Genomic DNA, 16,747 nt, shown 5'->3' with positions numbered 1-16,747 from the left:
GGGGCTGGGGAGCGTCGCGGCGAGAGAATCCCGTCTCATGATTTCCCCGTGGAAAGGATGCCGTCATGTGCGTAGGAGTGCCCTGCAAGATTTTGTCGATTGCCCCCGGTGTCATGCCGATGGGACGTATCGATGTGGCTGGTCACGTGCAAGACGCCTGCATGGCGTACGTTCCCGAAGCACAGGTGGGCGATTACGTCTTGATTCAAAATGGATTCGCGATGAACCTGCTGACGCCCGAGGAAGCTCAGGATTCCCTGGACACGTGGCGGGAACTGGGTATGATTTCCTAGCATTTGCCCGCGGACGGGCGCTGGGTGCGGAATGTAGCGGGTTCGACGATTTTCACACCGCCGCACGAAACGGTCCCTTTTCTCAAGTAAGGCGCACCTGTGTAAAATAAATGCTAGGTTTTATCCCCCTAAAGTAAGGATTCATAATGGCATGTTTTCTGGTCCCCACCGCTGAAGCTGTAGTGGTGACGGCAGTAAAGAAGCACCTCGCCCACAAAGCACAAACTGGTGAAGCCTCGGAGAAGTCCGCACGCACCCTGGTCTTAGTTCGGAAACTGAACTGGCTGACCAACCTGCTGTGGGGCGGGGCTGTTCTGTTGATGTTTGAACACTTTTGGCATGGCGAAGTCGTGCCGTATTTCCCGTTCCTGACGGCAGCTGCCGACCCTGCTGACGCGCAGCAAATGCTCCTGGAAATGGGCACTGTCGGAGTCGGTATGGCAGTGCTGGTGACATTGGTTTGGGCAGTCGGGCTTGCGGTCATTCGCGCTACCGAACGTCGCTCTGTCACCGATACTAACCCGAAAGCGTAAGGAGCCGGACATGACCCTATTGATTACACTTTTTGCCGCCATCGTCTCGACCGCCTGGTGGTATTCTCACGCTCCGCAATCTAAGATGCGGGTGGACCTGCTGTGCTGGATGTACTGGGGTGCTTCCCTAATGTGGATTGTGGATTTGATTGCTGAATACATCGAAGAGGGCGTTGCGGTATTCAATCCCGAACCTTTGGATATGCTCAACGACACCTACCTGGGCCTGTTCGTGGTGGCTCTGGGGGGCATGATTTGGGCAGTTTACCTGATTGTGAAGGATCCGCGCGGCGTGCGTCCGCCGCTGGATGCCCCGATTACCACCGCTCCGGAAACCCCCGCGGAAGTCGCGGACTCAGTTTCTGTCGGCTAGGATTCGGTAGCGAAACTTTCCATAAATTCGACAGTCTCCCCGGTCAAACGTTTGACCGGGGAGAATTTTTTATCACCAGGGCGGAGCTGCCCGTTGCAACGGACGTGGCGTGGCTCTGCCCGCGCTGTTCCTGTTAGCTTTCGATGACTTTGTCGGCGTCGCCGCCCACGGCGACCTGAATCTTGCGCGGCTTGTTTTCTTCGGCGACCGGAATGGTCACGGTCAGGACTCCGCCTTCGTAGTTGGCAGCAATCCGATCGAGTGCCAAGCCGTATCCCAGGGTCAGCTGGCGCGCGAAGGTCCCGGCGGGACGTTCGCGGTTCAGCCAGTGCAGGTCCTCGCCTTCGGTGGGTTTGCGCTGGGCAGAGATGGTCAAGGTGCGATCCTCAACGTCAATGTCAATAGTCGCGGGGTCTACGCCGGGCAGGTCCACGCAGGCGACGAATTTGTCGCCCTGACGGTAGAGATCCAGGGGCATCGCCGGGGTTGCCGGGGAGTGCAGTGCCGTGTTGAACATGCGGTCGATTTCAGTGAATGGGTCTCGATAAGTAGCCATGATTTGTATCCTCCAGATAGTTTTTCCAGTTGTGTCGTTTTTCAGTTTTCGGCTGTGGTCCCGGCTTTCCCGGTTCCATTCAGTACAACAACCAGATTAGCACTCTTATTCCCAGAGTGCTAGTTAAACTTGATACGCATGGACTCAACTTTGTTTTTTTAGACACGTATTCCCTGATGAAAGACATAATTATGCTGCGGGAGAATCTGTCGGGAATGACGTGAAATGTTAAAACCGGTAGTCGTGGATGAAATCAACCAGCCGGCGAACCTCGTCGGGGTCAGAATCGGGATCCAGTCTGCCGGCGACATTAAAGACATGGGCGGGCGCACTCAATCCAGATTCCAGCACCTGACGCGCAGCTGCTTGGGCGTCTGAGCCACCGAGCAGGATGAGGTCCGGGTCGAGGTTCCCCTGCAAGACCATCCCCGGCACAATTTGTGCTGCTTCTGCCAGGGTTAATTCATCACCCACGCCCAGCACATTTACGTAAGGGGAAATCGAAGACAGCAAATGTTCAGCGCCCAGGCTGCAGGAAATCCGGATGATGCCCTCGTCGAACTCGTTATATATTTCGCGCGCATAGGACTCCGCTAGGCACGCATATTCTCCCTCAGTCAACGTCCGCACCCACGGATCGACCATCTGGATGACTTCCGCGCCGCCCCGCACTTGTGCCATCAAAAAGTGACGCACCAGACTCGAACACCAGCTCATCAGCCGTTCCCAGTTCCGGGGCTGCGACTGCATAAAGATGCGGGTCTGGAGGTTTTGCGGGACGCTGACGGAGCCTTCCACCAGCAGCGAGGACAGCACGAAAGGCGCTCCCGCGATGGCGATGAGGACTTTTTCGGGTGCTAGCTCACTGCGCTGCGCTCGGCTGAGCGTCTCGACTCGTGACCAATCTGGCTTAGGCAGAGTCATGATTCGATCCACATCCGCGGTGGAACGCAGTGGTCGCATGGGTTCACCGTGGGGGTCGATTTTGCGCACCAGGTCGTAACCCACCAACCTCAGGGGAAACAGCACGTCAGAGTTACACAGGGCGGCATCCACACCGAATTGCCGCACCGGATCTAGCGCGGTTTTCACCCCGACTTCTGGACGCAGACAATAGTCCATCTGTTCGCGGACGCTCAAATCCTGCCAATTATCAGGGTGTTGCAGCACGGACTGACCCAGGAACCAGACCGGGGTGGAATCGGGGCGCTTGCCCCGGTATGCCTGACGGATTGGGGAGTCTGTTCGTGTAGCCGGATGTGGCGATGTGTCTGTCGTGTTCACAAGGTGTTCCTGGTCACTTTCCACGGTCTTTCCCTCTCCTTTTGATTAAGTTTATAGCTTGCCACGCAAATTTCCACGCTGCTGATTCAGAATTGTTAGCCCCAAATACCGCCGCTACTGGCGAGGGCTATCCACGCAGCTAAAAACCATTAGCGGGAGCCTCATCTGAGGTTCCCGCTAATGGTTCTACAGGAGAGAGTCAGTCTCTCGTTTTATGCAGTTATGTTCAGCTGATTATTCCTGGTCAAGTTTGCGACTCCGCAGACTGAAACAAGCACCCATTCCCAACAGCAAAGCTGCTATAGCGAGGCTGAAGGGTACCGAGTTCACGCCCGTGTGAGCCAAGGCACTGGGCATCTTTGGCTGATAGGGAGCAGCCGGAACCAAGGATGGAGTCGCGGTCACTCCGGCTACCGGGGGCTGCGGAGCTTGCTTGCCACCGTTGGCGTTCGGGGCAGGCTGCGCATGTTCCTGGACTCCTGCCACCGGAGGCAGCTCCGGGCTGGGAGTGGTGCCACCGGGCGTCGTCCCACCTGGGGTGGTTCCGCCAGGGGTACCACCAGGCGTTTTCCCGCCGGGCGTGTTCCCTCCGGGAGTATTTCCGCCACCGTTATCACCCTTGGTGATGTTGACTTTACCGGTGCTGGGCTCGGAGGTCTTAGTTTTCTCCGGGTTCTGCGGGTCAGGATAGGTCACGGATACCTTGATTTCGCCGGTCTTTGGCTGGGTCGGGGTTCCCGAGATAACGCAAGCCGTGCCATCCTGGTTCAGCTTGATGGTCAAACCGGCGGCTAGCCCCTCGGCGTGGCACTCCAGTTTGGTGATTTTTCCGGAGTTATCAACCGGGATTTCCACCGGCGTAACCGGTTTGCCGGTTTCTCCGTTCACGTCCGGGACAGTACCGACGGTTGGAGCCACGGGGCAGCCATTGGCGTCAACCTTAGCGCCGTCGGGGGTGCCGGGGCAGTGGTCCTCACCCGCTCCGGGATGATTCGGGTCTTGCGGATCAGGCACACCGTCGCCGTCACCATCTGGTTTATCAGCAATAGCTACGCTACCGTGGCTGGTGGCAGTGCCACCCTGGTAGGTCACTTCAACCTTCAGACCGTCTTGGCTCAGAGCTTTGTCGGGAGTGGTGGCAGTGCTTACCATGCACGTCCCGTTTTCCCACTTGGCGGTCAAGCCCAGGGGCAAATCCGCCGAGGTGCAGTCCGTCACGATGCGGTCCGGGTCAACGATGGTGATTTGAACCGGGTTGATGGGCTTGCCCACGGTACCGCGCACAGTGAAGTCACTAACCGTAGGAATCGCACATCCGTCTGCGGTCACCTGACCCTGGTAATCCTTTGGGGTATTCGAGCACTTGTCTTTGCTATCCGGCACGCCATCGCCGTCCCCATCGCCATCGGTAGCGATGAAGTTCGCGGTAGTATCCACGCTGGTTCCATCACTGTAGGTGACGGTGACAGACACGGGGTTGCTGCCTTCTTTCGTGGGAGTGATGGTGATAGCACCGTTCTGGGCAGCTGTACCGTCCTCAGGTTTGAACAGAGTCGCGGAACCCTTGCGGTCCTTGCCTAGCCCGTTGTACGGCAGATGTTCCACCTCAGATGTGGTCGCGTCATCAAAAGTGGGGGGCTCGGACGTTGCTTTCTGTCCGACCTTAGCCTCGGTGTCACGGTAGTTCGGCTTGTAGCGCTGCGTCAAAGTGCAGCCGTCCTGGTCTACCGTAGTCCCGTCCGGGGTTTTCTCACATTTGTCTTTATCATCGGGCACACCGTCACCGTCAGCGTCCCTTGTCTCGGGAACCGCCGCGAATGCATCCATTGCCAGTGGGGTTTCGATACGAGTTCCATCAGCGGCAAAAGCGTAAAGCTTCGCAGTATAGGTGGTCTTACGCTCCAAGTTGGCGGGAACTGTCAAAGGACAGGATTTCAAATCACCCATAGCGTTGGGACGCTGCTTCTCGCAACTACCACCGGGTACGACCTCGCCCTCCGCGCTCCACTCGATTTGGTACGTCGTGGAGTTGTTCCATGCCTTCGGCAACCCGGTGGTGGTTGTACCGGCGGTGTCTCCACGCTTAGCCAAGTTATCTGTAGTGTTGTAGGGGTTTACGTCAAAATCTACGTATTCGGGGTAAAGCGCGAAATTTACATGATTGAGATAATTCACCATGTTAGTTACTGGCCAACCCGCGGTGGTCAAAGAACCTATATAACCTTTGAAGGCGTTGTTATAGAAAGGGCTAGTTTGGGCAATGCCCGGATGGTTTTCTATAGAGATAAACATCCAATCGTCATTAATGTGCTTGGAATTCGCGTTTCCCTTGAGCCACGAGCCTGTTTTCGCATCAGCCGCGAGAGTGCCGCATAATTTCTTGTCAACAAGACCGCATTTTTCCTCATCTGCAACATGGCTACCCCAAGTTCCCTTGAATTGCAGGGCATACTCACCATTCGCATCCGTTTTCGTGGTTACGGTTTCTGCAATCCAGTTATCCACGCCTTCTTTGGCAATCTGATCTTTAATCCACGCCTGCATTGAGGCTTCATCTTTTGGCGTCCAGATAGCGATGCCACCCGCCCGAGGGGTCTTACCGGCAATCGTTTTGTACCCAGTCATGATGCGCCGGATAGCGGAGTCCTTCAGATAGGAGCCAGTCACTGTTACGCCTGCAACAGGTTTGTCCTTATTGGAGTCGAAATTAGTTACGGTTCCCCAGTTCAGACCGCCAGGCAACTCAAAAAGGTTCCAGTACACACGTCCTGCAACAAAGCCAGCATTCTGTTTCGGACCATTGTCACTAGCTTCGGAAAGATGCATCAGAGTGGCATCCACCTTTTCCGAGTATGCGAAACGTAATCCCGTCACTCGATTGGAACCAATCAGGTTGGCTGCACCGCCCGCAGTGTCCATGACAATACCTTTTGGCCCTACTTGAGAATGGTTCCAGGACCACAAAAGTTGATACTTGCTAGTGTCAGGATTGACCGTCCAGACCCGCCATTTCTCACCTTCGGGCAAGTTTGGGTCGGCATCAAATTTGGCCACCTCACCGTTGTCTTTCACAAACTGCTTCATTGCAATCGCGAAAGAACCGTCAGCCCTTGAGGTTGTCGTATAAATCGGGGAGGTGGAGCCATCCTTTTCGGTCCACTGCGCATAAACACGAACACCAGACAAGGGAACGCCGTAGCCTTTTTCAGAATTAGGAGCCTGCCAGAGATCTCCACCCTGCTGTTGGAACACAGAACCCGAAATTGAATGGTGAGCGTTAACCGAGGTCGTGGTCTCAATCGCCCCTGCAATCGCTGGACCAGTGGCAAATGCGCCGGCAGTGCCGGCAACCAGCGTCGAGAAAACCAAAGAAGCTGCCCCGACGTAGGCGAGCGCGGCTTTCGTCAAATCTGTCTTACGCACGTTTTCTTGCCTTCCTACAGAAACATGAGCTCGGAACCTTTATTCCTGTCCCAATAATATCCCAGCTTTTGCCCAGAAAAAAGACAGGATTTAATAAGGTTTACCTTATCTACCATTTCCCCATGTAGACACAGTTTTAACCCGTGCTACTATAGCTATAGTTGTACTTACAAACCTGTAAGCAAGCTGATAATTTTCCCACTTTCCTGAAATTAGCATGAGAGTTTCCCAGCCCTTCCCGCCACTACGTGAAGTGAAGGGTCTGACCCGTGATTTGCCGAGGGCAAAACAACGGGGCCTCCTTGCGGAAGCCCCCGTTGAATGCAAAATCCTCACTCCAGAGGTTCGCTTTGCATCTGGGATTTCAATAAACTTTGGTGCCACAACTGCCGCAGAATTGCCCGTCTACCAGCGCATTACAGGCGGGACAATTTGTCGGGTGCGCGCCCTGAGCTGGTGCCCCGCCCATCTGGGCACCCATGCCCTGCTGGGGAACTGCCCCCATCGAGGGCTGCTGCATTGGCATCGCACCTGGCATACCGTACTGCATCCCCGGCTGCGCCATACCCTGCTGGGGCATACCCATACCCCCGACCATCATGCCGCCCGCCATAGGAGCCATACCCGGCTGACACATTATGCCCAGCTGGTCCATCGGAGCCCCCATGCCACCAGCACCGACGCGGAGCTGGGCGAGGGCCTGAATAGTCTGTTGAGCTTCCTGCAACTTTTGCATATCGTTACCCGCCCCAAAGAACGAGCCGCGCAACCGCACTTCGGGCCAGAACCGGTTGGTGGTGCCCACCACCATGGTGATGTCCGTCACTTCGGAAGGCATTCCCGCATCGTTGATTTGATTGCCGACGGAACGGAAGTACTGGACCATTCCCGAACCGTTGACGAACATATTGGCTGATTGAGAGTTCAGTTCGCCGCCCATCGTCCCCATCATTCCCATGCCGTTGCGGTGTGAACCATGGGAATCACAATCGTACTGATCGGGGATACCGTCGCCGTCCTCATCGTCCGCGATGGAATCGTAATGAATTTCCGCATAGAAATTCCCCAGTTCGTTAAAGGCAAACACTTGGGCGTTGCCCTGCTTGTAGTCGCGCCCAATCTTAAACCGGAACCAGCCGTGGGTGTCGTCAAGTTCCAGGCAACCCCCGGTCCCAATCAAGCGAGTGACTTGGAACTGGGCGACACGTTCTTTGTTTGCTTCGCGCAACGCCAGGTGTTCGTTCACGTCCGCGACGGTGCGTTGCTTCCACCCCGAGGACAGGTCAGACAATTTCTTCTTGCAATCCCCACACAGAAAGCCGTCTTGCAGCTTTTGCTTGGTGAGCATTCCGGCCTTTTGAAAACACAGCGCGCACTGTTTCGCATCAAATAAACCCATGATTTCCTCCTTGGTATTGACTCCAACTGCGGGATTTTCCACACCTATACTTACAGCGCCGCCACCCAAAACGAACACCCAAATGGGTGAAAGCCCGGACGCACCACCCTTTTGACCGCTCACGCCTTCCTGAGAAATGCCCGTTCGGCACAAAACCAGCTGGGTTTTCACCCTTTTGGGTGTTAAATCGTCTAGGTTTTTAGTGAAAGCTGGAGACTGCCAGCCGGGTAGCCCCGCACAGGCTACCCGAGTGGTCTTTGGCGCACACTGAAATGAGGAGGAAACATGGGCTTGATTCAGGCGGCAGCAGGAGCTATCGGCGGGACTTTGGCGGATCAGTGGCTGGATGCCATCGCCGCACAAGACATGGGGGAAGGTATCGTCTTTACCAAGGGTGCCCAGATGCGCCAGGGCGGGCGCGGATCAAACAAGCGCGGTTCGCAGGACATCATTTCTGACGGTTCTAAGCTGCTGGTTTATGACCGTCAAGCCTTGCTGATCACAGATTCGGGCAAGATTGTGGACTTTTCCACCGAACCGGGCGCGTACACGTTTAATTCCGGTTCGGCGCCGTCGCTGTTTTCCGGGAGCTTTGGTGACGCGCTGAAAGAGACTTGGAATCGTTTCAAGTTCGGTGGCACTCCTTCCGGGGCACAACAGGCGTTTTACGTCAATTTGCAAGAGGTTAAAGGTATTAAGTTCGGCACTCCTAACGCGGTGCAGTACTTTGACAATTTCTATAACGCCGAGCTGTTCCTGCGCGCGCACGGCACCTATTCCATTCGCATCGTCGACCCGCTGAAGTTTTATGCCGAGGCGATTCCGCGTGATGCCACGCACGTGCATATTGATGAGATTAAGGAACAGTACCAAAACGAGTTCCTGGAGGCGTTGCAGGTTTCCATCAACCAGATGAGCGTGGACGGAATCCGCATTTCCCAGGTCACCTCCAAGATGAGTGAGCTGTCGAAGTATATGCGCGACGCTTTGGATGCCGAGTGGCTGCAACAGCGCGGTATCGAGGTTCAGGCCGTTGGTATTGCTTCGATTTCTTACGATGAACAGTCGCGCCAGATGATTGATATGCGCAATCAGGGCGCGATGCTCCAAGATCCCACGATTCGCGAGGGATTTGTGCAAGGGTCCGTGGCGCGCGGTATCGAGAACGCCGGGTCGAATCCGGCGGGCGCGGGTATGGCGATGATGGGTGTCGGCATGGGAATGCAGGCTGGCGGCGGTTTCATGGGGGCTGCTGCGGCTTCAAACCAGGCGCAGATGCAGCAGCAAGCAGCGCAGCAGGCTCAGCAGACCGGGGCGCAGCAGGTCGGTGCGGCGGGTGGCGCCGGGGCGGCTGTCGCGGCGTGGGTTTGCGATTGCGGGGCGCAAAACACCGGCAATTTCTGTTCTAACTGCGGTAAACCCCAGCCGACGGCTCCGGCTGGAGGCGCTGGAGGCTTTTGCTCGAATTGCGGGGCAAAACTCCCCGACCCGAAACCAAAGTTTTGCGCAAATTGCGGAAACGCATTGAGCTGAGGGTGAAACCCTCAACCCAAGAGAGCGTTTCCGTAACAGTGTGAGACCGGCATAAAAGCAATGTCCAGTGGACATTGCGCCGGTCGAACTCCAAACAGAAAGACGCATTGAGCTGAGGGTGAAACCCTCAACCCAAGAGAGCGTTTCCGTAACAGTGTGAGACCGGCATAAAAGCAATGTCCAGTGGACATTGCGCCGGTCGAACTCCAAACAGAAAGACGCATTGAGCTGAGGGTGAAACCCTCAACTCAAAAGAGCGTTTCCGTAACAGTGTGAGACCGGCAAGCGGGACCCTACCGGGCTTGTGCCCCTCCGCCCTTGTGCCAGCGCAGCAGGCCCTCCGCACCAGCCTCCACAACCGCTAAAGTGCGATAAAACCCGTCCTGATCCCCATACCAGGGGTCGGGCACGTCCGCGTGACCTCCGGAAGAATACTGGTCGGAATACCCTGGCGAAGATTGCAGATAATCGTCGATGGAGCCGAAAGGCACGGTACCGTCGAACTCCCTCCACAGGTGCAGTATGTCGGCGCTGACCCCAGCGGAGGCCATCATGCGCTGGAGGATGCGGGCGTGACCTGTGGTCATTGCCAGCACAAGGTCGGCACTGCATAGTTCCGCGGTGGTGGCGCGGTGGGCAAAGTGGCTGGCGGGCAGGGTATATCCGGCTTCGCGGAGGACTTTTGCCGCGCGTCGATCCAGACCACGGCCGTGCTCTTCATCAGAGGTTCCCGCCGAAGATACGCGCAGGTCAACCCCTTCTCTGGCGGCGGTTTCGCGCAGGATGATTTCAGCCATCGGGGAGCGGCAGATGTTGCCGGTACAAACAACGAGGATATTCACGTGTCGATTGTATCGAAAGCCGCAAACGGGTCGATTGAGTGGCGATTAGTCTGAAGTTATGGGCGATTTGTGAGCGATTCTGCCTGATGGGAGATGCTTGTGCCAGCAGAGTGTAGTTCCGGGCGAGTCTCATGGTCCGGCGCACGAATTATTTAGCCCGGTCACAATTTCTGATATTTCGGTTCATCTGTATAATTGAGGGGTTGCAAAACGCACGGGGTGTGGCGCAGCTTGGTAGCGTGCTTCGTTCGGGACGAAGAGGCCGCGGGTTCAAATCCCGCCACCCCGACTCCGGTCAAGGTAAGCACCTTGACCGGTTTTGTTTTGCCCGCGAAGCGGGCTAGTTGCGTGGCACAGCCGCGTCGCAAGCTTGCTTGCATAAGCGAGGTGGACCGCGCAACGTAGCCGCGGACGCAGTCCGCGGCAAAACAAAACCGGAAGGTATTTGCCGCTTCGGCTAAGGGGTATGCAATCGCGTAGCGATTGCGAATACCCCGACTGTTTGTTTTCGCAGGTGGTAGCCTGTTTGATTTTGTGTTACATGGTTGTGTTTCGTTTTTCGCGTACCCCGTGCGTACCCCCGTTTACTGCGCTGATGCTGGTGACAGGGCTGGGGCTGGTGGTGTTTTGGATGACTTTGTTGAGTGTGGCTAGGGAGGTTTGGTCGGCTTTGGTTCCTAGCCAGTGGGTGTAGCGTGATGTGGTGGTGAGGTCGGCATGTCCGGCCCAGGCTCTGACGGTGGCGAGGTCTATTCCAGCGGCTAGCCAGATACATATGGCGGCGTGTCTGCGGTCGTGGATGGTGCGACCTTGGGCGGTGTTATACCAGTCGAGGGAGTCAACGAATGGGATTAGTGGGGTTCGTCGCGGTCGTAAACCGGTCACTACCCGCCCATCGCCTACTCCTGATACTCGCCCGGACTTGGTTCAACGCCGGTTCAGCTCCAACGCGCCGAACCGGCTGCGGGTTACGGACATCACCTATGTGCCTACCTTGTCCGGGTTCGTCTATACGGTCTTTGTGACTGATGTTTATAGCAGGAAAATCGTGGGTTGGGCTACCAGGTCGACCATGCAAACCGAGGAACTTCCGCTAGAAGCCCTTGAGCAAGCAATCATGAACGCTAAAGGTTCCGCTGGTCTTGTTCACCATTCCGATCATGGTTCGCAATACACGAGCATTAAATACAGTGAGAAACTCGCTGATTACGGAATCAAGTCTTCTACCGGAACCGTGGGCGATAGTTATGATAACGCCCTGGCCGAGACAGTCAACGGCTTGTACAAGACCGAGCTTATCTATTCGCAAACCTGGGAAACCCTGTCCGAGGTCGAGTTCGCCACCATGAACTGGGTCCACTGGTGGAACAATACCCGACTCCATGAATCCCTCGGCTACGCCACCCCCCGAGGAACTCATCACAAACTATAATCAACACCGGACCAGAGAACTGACCCCCGTATAAGAAACGGAACAAAACCCAGTACACTTCAGTTTAGCGGGATAAGTGTTTCGTGAGGTAACAGGCGAATAGCTGAGGATGGGTGGCGTGCCACTGGTGCCCTGCCGGTAGTTGCGCGCTCCGCGCTTGTAGATAAAGCTAGTAGCCAGGTTCTTAGCGAACGTGCTAGCGAAAACCTATGCCTAGGTTCGCCGCTGTTTATGGGCTAGTAAATCCGCTAATAGGCAAGCTCTTTGAGGCTAGCTAGTTCCTTAGCTATTCCCTTTCTCCGACCTATGTGTCGGCTAGATTACCCGGATACTACTTGACAAAATAGGGGACACCCACGTTACTCTATTATTAGGCGAGGCTTACCTAATTAATTATTTAGAAGGGGTATATCGCATGAAGACACGCGACTTTATCAACATTGGCGTTTTCACTGCAATTTATTTTGTGCTAGTTTTCGGCACCGGAATGCTAGGCATTATTAATCCAGCAATGATGTTTGTGGGCTATGCCTTAGGGCTTATCGCTAACGGCGCCGTAGTCATGCTATTTAAGTCGCGGGTGCCAAAGATTGGGGCCCTGGCACTAATGGGACTACTAGTCGGGATTTTAATGGCAATTACCGGGCACCCCTGGGTTACTGCCCTACTTACACCCTTGCTGGGACTAGCCGCAGATTTTCTCTTCGCTAAAAAATCAGCGGTTTTTCGGGTTCTAGGATACGCCGTCATGTCCGTGTGGTACGTGGTGCCCTGGTTCCCCGTATTTATTGATGCTCAGGGCTATTACAACTATATTGCCGACTCCATGGGAACCGCCTACGCAGATTCATTACGCTGGTTCTTATCGCCATGGATGATTGTGGCATGGGGGGCGGGAGTTTTCGTTCTCGGGCTCATCGGTGGAGTCTTTGGAAATTCTCTAATGGCTCGGCACTTCCGTAAAGCTGGCATCGCAAAGTAATGACTTTTCAATGCCAAACCAGCGACCTCGGATCAGCAGCAAGCTATCGCCAGGATCAAGTCACCAGCGCTGAAATTTTAGCAGCCAACCAGCGCCACTCCCGACCAGATCCGCGCACCGTTTTACTGGTTATATTTGTATTAAATGCTCTGGTAATGTCTCGGTTACCCATAGCGATAACTTTCTTGGTGGCAGGCATTGCACTTTTGGCTTTACTATCGACGCGCTGCTATTCATGGGTGCTAGGTTTCCTTGCCGTGGAAGGAACTTGGATTGCTTGTATCTATTTTTTCCCAAAAATCTGGCCAAATGCCTTCACCGCATTTTTAATGGTTTTAGGCTACTGGATGATAAAGCTCTGCACTGTTGGCGGTCTGGCAGGTTACGCGATTAAAGCTATCGTCCCCGGAGAACTCGTAGCCGGTCTTCGCAGCTTACGCATACCGGTAGCTATAACCGTTCCCCTGGTAGTGCTATTACGATTCATACCGACAGTATTCCGAGAATACCGTGCAGTAAGAGAAGCAATGTCCCTGCGGGGATTACAAATGGGATGGCGCGCCCTCTTCCATCCCCTCCATTTTCTAGAAATGGTTTTAGTTCCCTTACTGGCATCCTGCGCCCGAACCGCTGATGAAATGACCGCCGCCGGCATGGTACGCGGTTTAGGATCCACTATTTGCCCAAGCACTTTGAAACAGCTCCGATTCAACCGACTAGACGCCCTCTGGATACTGACGCTAATCGCCCTGATTGCTCTCATCCCCTACTCAGACCATCTAGCTATACTCTCTGGCGGATTCAAATGAGCACCTTAATCGACAATGTCTCCTTCGATTACCAGTTCAACCCGGACGAAGAAACCTCATCAGCTCACGTTAGCGCAGTCAACGATATCAACCTCGATTTCCCTACAGGATCCTGTACTCTAATCACCGGTCCTTCCGGAGCAGGCAAGTCGACCCTCTTAAAACTTCTGAACGGTTTAATACCTGAACTTTATAAGGGTAATCTCAGCGGACACACTACCCTTGCCGGTCTCGATACCGTGCAAACAGATATCCAAGAATTAGGGCGTACCGCCGGGACAGTTTTTCAAAATCCCCGCTCCCAATTTTTTACGGCAAATGTACTAGAAGAGTTAGCATTCGCGAGCGAAAATGCCGGAGATACCCCCCAAACAACCGCTAACCGGATTGCGGAAGCTGTAAACACCTGGGGCATTCAGCGACTGCTAGGCAAAGAGTTACGTAAGCTCTCCGGAGGTGAATTACAGCTGGTTGCTTGCGCGGCAGCAGTAGCCGGACCACAGCAAATCCTGCTTTTAGACGAGCCCACCTCTAACCTTTCCCCGGAAGCAATCTCCGCATTCAGCAAAGTCTTACAAAGATTAAAAAGCGCGGGCTGGACCCTGGTAGTAGCAGAACACCGCGTTTACCCTCTAAAAGGTCTCGCAGATCAAGTCGCGATCATGGGTAAAGGACGAATCCAGCATTTGTATACCGCGGACGAGTTTTTTAGTTTGTCTTCTAAACGGCGTAAAGAGTTAGGGCTGCGCACCCTAGAAAAACCGGAAATGTGCGTTAACACCCCTCCTGATCAACAGGCAGACGGTATCACCGCAAAAAATTTAAGGTTCAGTTACGGCAAACATCGCGTCCTCAATATTCCTTCTCTATATTTACCGAAGGGAAAAGTAGTTGCGCTAGTCGGCCCGAACGGAGCGGGCAAAACTACTCTCGCACGCACCCTCATCGGGCTAGCTCACCCGGAAGGAGGCAGCGTTATTAGTTTTAGCGGCAAATCCTGCCGGGCGGCAGACAGACAAAAACGCAGCGTGCTAGTAATGCAAGATGTAAACCGGCAACTATTTGCCGAAACAGTAGCGGCAGAGGTCGTACTAGGAAATGACAATCTTAGTAAAGAACAGGTGCAGACGCTTCTAGGCGATCTGGGATTGCAAGGATTATCTGAACGGCACCCAATGACTCTTTCCGGGGGACAAAAACAACGTCTCGTGATTGCCAATGCCCTGGCGAGCCAGGCAGAGCTTTACGTATTCGATGAACCCACCTCAGGGGTTGACTACCAGCACCTACTATCGATTAGTTCCCAGATTCGCTCACTAGCCGCAAAGGACAAAGCAATCCTGATCATCAGTCACGACTTGGAGTTCATCAATGAAGTTGCCGATTACCAACTATTGCTTCAGCCTCTCGATAGCGAAATAAACATGCAACTTACCGCGCCCGACCAAGAGAAACATTAAAAGAGGAAGCCAAGTGAGTGATCACCAAGTTAGCGAACCAAGAAAAGATACAGCGACAAATATCAAGCTGACCAGCAAACAAGGTAAAGCCGCATTACGAGAACTTTTAGCTCCCGTCCAATTAGCGCTGCGAGTTGGTCAAGTAATGGCGGTTATATCCGCTATTTTGCGAGTTTTTCCGTTCGTTGCTTTAGTGGGGATTGGCAACGAACTCCTAACTTCATTAGGTAATGGCGCATCGCCCAACCAAAGCGTCATCATGTTTTGGGTACAGGTGTTAATCGGAACATTTTGTGGAGGTCTATTCGCCTATTTTGTGGGCTTGCTGGTTACCCATATTGCAGATAATCGCCTATCGGCAAGTATTCAGCAAAAAATTATTCATTTTCTGGGGCAAGCTCCTTTAACTTGGTTTAGCGATAACACTTCCGGGCATGTGCGTAAAGTACTGCAAGACGATGTAAAGAATCTACATATGCTAGTAGCACACCGCCCCGTAGATTCGCTGGTTGCCACCCTAATGCCCATATTTTGCGCGGGCTATACCTTCACTATTGATTTAAGGCTCGGAGTTTTAGTAATTGTTACGGTGCCGATTTACATTATTGCCTACGCGGTGATGATGCGGGGAATGAGCGATAAGTCCTTAGAACTTGATGCCAAACTTGATCAGGTTTCCTCCGCGATGGTGGAGTTCGTAAAAGGCATCCAGGTGGTTAAGACTTTTGGAATCACCGGAAAAGCACACCGCAAATATGCCCACAGCGCCAATGAAGCCTGTGACTATATGGAGGAATGGAATCGGCCAATGGTGCACGCGGCTTCCCTGACCGCTGCCCTCACCTCTACCCCATTGATAGTTCTCTTATTTGGGATTGTCGGCCCCTGCTTCGTCTCCAAGCATTGGGTTAGTCCGGTAGAAGTAGTTGCCGGTTGTTTAATTGCCATCGCGCTACCCTCCTCAATTAACCTGGTAACACAGCTTGCTTGGAATTATCAGTTAGCCGGTGCCGCAGCCAAAAGGATTCTTGATCTTCGTAGGGTACAGCCCCTCTCCTGCCCCGATCGGTCACTGCATTTACCCCAAGACGCAAGCATGGAATTTAAAAACGTATCGCTCAGCTATGGCCATACCCTAGCTTTGGATAATATCTCCTTACGTTGCGCGCCCGGAACAGTAACCGCCCTCATGGGACCATCAGGGGCCGGAAAAACTACCTTGGCCAAATTGGCCGCTCGCTTCCTGGATCCCGATACGGGCACAGTACTAATCGGTGGTGTCAACCTTAAAGACCTGAGCAGAACTGACCTCTACCGTCACCTTGGGTTCGTCCTGCAAGATGCGCAGCTCTTGCGGGCTTCCATTCGCGACAATATTTCTATCGGGCGACACGATGCAGATGAAACCGAGATTATTAACGCTGCTCGCCAGGCACAGATTCATGACGAAATCATGGCACTACCTAAAGGATATGACACCGTCGTCGGGGAAGATCTGAAGCTATCGGGAGGGCAAGCTCAGCGGATTGCTATCGCCAGAACCTTACTATTGGATGCGCCGATACTCATATTGGATGAAGCAGCAGCCATGGTAGATCCGGAATGTGAAGCACAAATCCAAAAAGCTATTAACCATCTAATGGTCGGACGTACTGTTCTGGTTATTGACCACCGTCCCGATTCAGTCAAGAACGTCGATCAAATCGTCCTCCTTAATCAAGGAGAGCTGGTGGCCTGCGGTAATCACCAGAAGCTACAAAATATAGAACTCTACCGTCGCCTGTGGTCGGCATCCAATGTTGAGCTTACGGAAGGAGGACGAAACTGA

15 protein-coding genes and 1 tRNA gene are annotated in these 16,747 nt (G+C 54.0%); 11 read left to right on the top strand and 5 right to left on the bottom strand.

The window, feature by feature from the left end; translation table 11 throughout:
• Window positions 1–65 precede the first annotated feature (65 nt).
• The 3 genes from HMPREF0573_RS03830 to HMPREF0573_RS03820 all read left to right on the top strand — a co-directional run bounded on the left by HMPREF0573_RS03830 (window position 66) and on the right by HMPREF0573_RS03820 (window position 1,199).
• On the top strand, window positions 66–293 hold the full coding sequence (locus HMPREF0573_RS03830) for a HypC/HybG/HupF family hydrogenase formation chaperone (RefSeq protein WP_004007717.1): 228 nt from the start codon (window positions 66–68) through the stop codon (window positions 291–293).
• A 146-nt stretch (window positions 294–439) separates the two neighbouring features.
• Window positions 440–826, top strand: a complete 387-nt coding sequence (locus HMPREF0573_RS03825; RefSeq protein WP_004007718.1) for a hypothetical protein — start codon at window positions 440–442, stop codon at window positions 824–826.
• A 10-nt stretch (window positions 827–836) separates the two neighbouring features.
• Window positions 837–1,199, top strand: a complete 363-nt coding sequence (locus HMPREF0573_RS03820) for a hypothetical protein (protein ID WP_013188951.1) — start codon at window positions 837–839, stop codon at window positions 1,197–1,199.
• 133 nt (window positions 1,200–1,332) lie between these two features.
• On the opposite strand, the gene HMPREF0573_RS03815 is transcribed toward HMPREF0573_RS03820, so the two are convergent.
• From HMPREF0573_RS03815 to HMPREF0573_RS03800, 4 genes are all read right to left on the bottom strand, one after another.
• Complete coding sequence (locus tag HMPREF0573_RS03815; protein ID WP_004007720.1) at window positions 1,333–1,755, bottom strand: Hsp20/alpha crystallin family protein; 423 nt, start codon at window positions 1,753–1,755, stop codon at window positions 1,333–1,335.
• A gap of 228 nt (window positions 1,756–1,983) precedes the next feature.
• A complete protein-coding gene (locus tag HMPREF0573_RS03810; RefSeq protein ID WP_004007721.1) occupies window positions 1,984–3,063 on the bottom strand; it encodes a uroporphyrinogen decarboxylase family protein in 1,080 nt (359 codons plus the stop codon).
• A 210-nt stretch (window positions 3,064–3,273) separates the two neighbouring features.
• Window positions 3,274–6,462: a thrombospondin type 3 repeat-containing protein gene (locus HMPREF0573_RS03805; protein WP_013188949.1), complete on the bottom strand. Its 3,189-nt coding sequence runs from the start codon at window positions 6,460–6,462 to the stop codon at window positions 3,274–3,276.
• 364 nt (window positions 6,463–6,826) lie between these two features.
• A complete protein-coding gene (locus tag HMPREF0573_RS03800) occupies window positions 6,827–7,861 on the bottom strand; it encodes a DUF4428 domain-containing protein (protein ID WP_236589725.1) in 1,035 nt (344 codons plus the stop codon).
• Between the two features lie 285 nt (window positions 7,862–8,146).
• On the opposite strand from HMPREF0573_RS03800, the gene HMPREF0573_RS03795 reads away from it, so the two are divergent.
• The gene (locus HMPREF0573_RS03795) at window positions 8,147–9,394 is read left to right on the top strand and encodes an SPFH domain-containing protein (RefSeq protein ID WP_013188947.1); all 1,248 of its coding nucleotides are present in this window, start codon (window positions 8,147–8,149) and stop codon (window positions 9,392–9,394) included.
• A 293-nt stretch (window positions 9,395–9,687) separates the two neighbouring features.
• Here the strand turns inward: HMPREF0573_RS03795 and HMPREF0573_RS03790 are convergent, their stop codons facing one another.
• Entirely contained in the window at window positions 9,688–10,236 is a 549-nt protein-coding gene (locus HMPREF0573_RS03790) for a low molecular weight protein-tyrosine-phosphatase (protein WP_081458838.1), read from the bottom strand.
• Window positions 10,237–10,451: 215 nt separating this feature from the next.
• Between HMPREF0573_RS03790 and HMPREF0573_RS03785 the strand changes: the two genes are divergently transcribed.
• The 7 genes from HMPREF0573_RS03785 to HMPREF0573_RS03755 all read left to right on the top strand — a co-directional run bounded on the left by HMPREF0573_RS03785 (window position 10,452) and on the right by HMPREF0573_RS03755 (window position 16,747).
• Window positions 10,452–10,525, top strand: a tRNA-Pro gene (locus HMPREF0573_RS03785).
• A 252-nt stretch (window positions 10,526–10,777) separates the two neighbouring features.
• Window positions 10,778–10,930: a cytochrome BD ubiquinol oxidase gene (locus HMPREF0573_RS09775; protein ID WP_236585799.1), complete on the top strand. Its 153-nt coding sequence runs from the start codon at window positions 10,778–10,780 to the stop codon at window positions 10,928–10,930.
• 45 nt (window positions 10,931–10,975) lie between these two features.
• Window positions 10,976–11,668, top strand: a complete 693-nt coding sequence (locus HMPREF0573_RS09510) for an IS3 family transposase (RefSeq protein WP_169311387.1) — start codon at window positions 10,976–10,978, stop codon at window positions 11,666–11,668.
• Between the two features lie 415 nt (window positions 11,669–12,083).
• On the top strand, window positions 12,084–12,650 hold the full coding sequence (locus tag HMPREF0573_RS03770; RefSeq protein ID WP_004007728.1) for an MptD family putative ECF transporter S component: 567 nt from the start codon (window positions 12,084–12,086) through the stop codon (window positions 12,648–12,650).
• A complete protein-coding gene (locus HMPREF0573_RS03765; RefSeq protein ID WP_004007729.1) occupies window positions 12,650–13,459 on the top strand; it encodes an energy-coupling factor transporter transmembrane component T in 810 nt (269 codons plus the stop codon). The genes HMPREF0573_RS03770 and HMPREF0573_RS03765 overlap by 1 nt, the downstream gene beginning before the upstream one ends.
• Window positions 13,456–14,919 carry an ABC transporter ATP-binding protein gene (locus HMPREF0573_RS03760; protein ID WP_013188944.1) on the top strand — a complete coding sequence of 488 codons (1,464 nt, stop codon included), beginning with the start codon at window positions 13,456–13,458 and terminating at the stop codon, window positions 14,917–14,919. Before HMPREF0573_RS03765 ends, HMPREF0573_RS03760 begins: the two co-directional genes overlap by 4 nt.
• Window positions 14,920–14,932: 13 nt before the next feature.
• Window positions 14,933–16,747, top strand: coding sequence for an ABC transporter ATP-binding protein (locus HMPREF0573_RS03755; protein ID WP_041797939.1), 1,815 nt, complete (start codon window positions 14,933–14,935; stop codon window positions 16,745–16,747).

Source organism: Mobiluncus curtisii ATCC 43063, from assembly GCF_000196535.1.
Classification (GTDB): Bacteria; Actinomycetota; Actinomycetes; order Actinomycetales; family Actinomycetaceae; genus Mobiluncus; species Mobiluncus curtisii.
The sequence above is the reverse complement of the archived record's forward strand: the minus strand, read 5'-3'. Positions and strand labels throughout refer to the sequence as shown.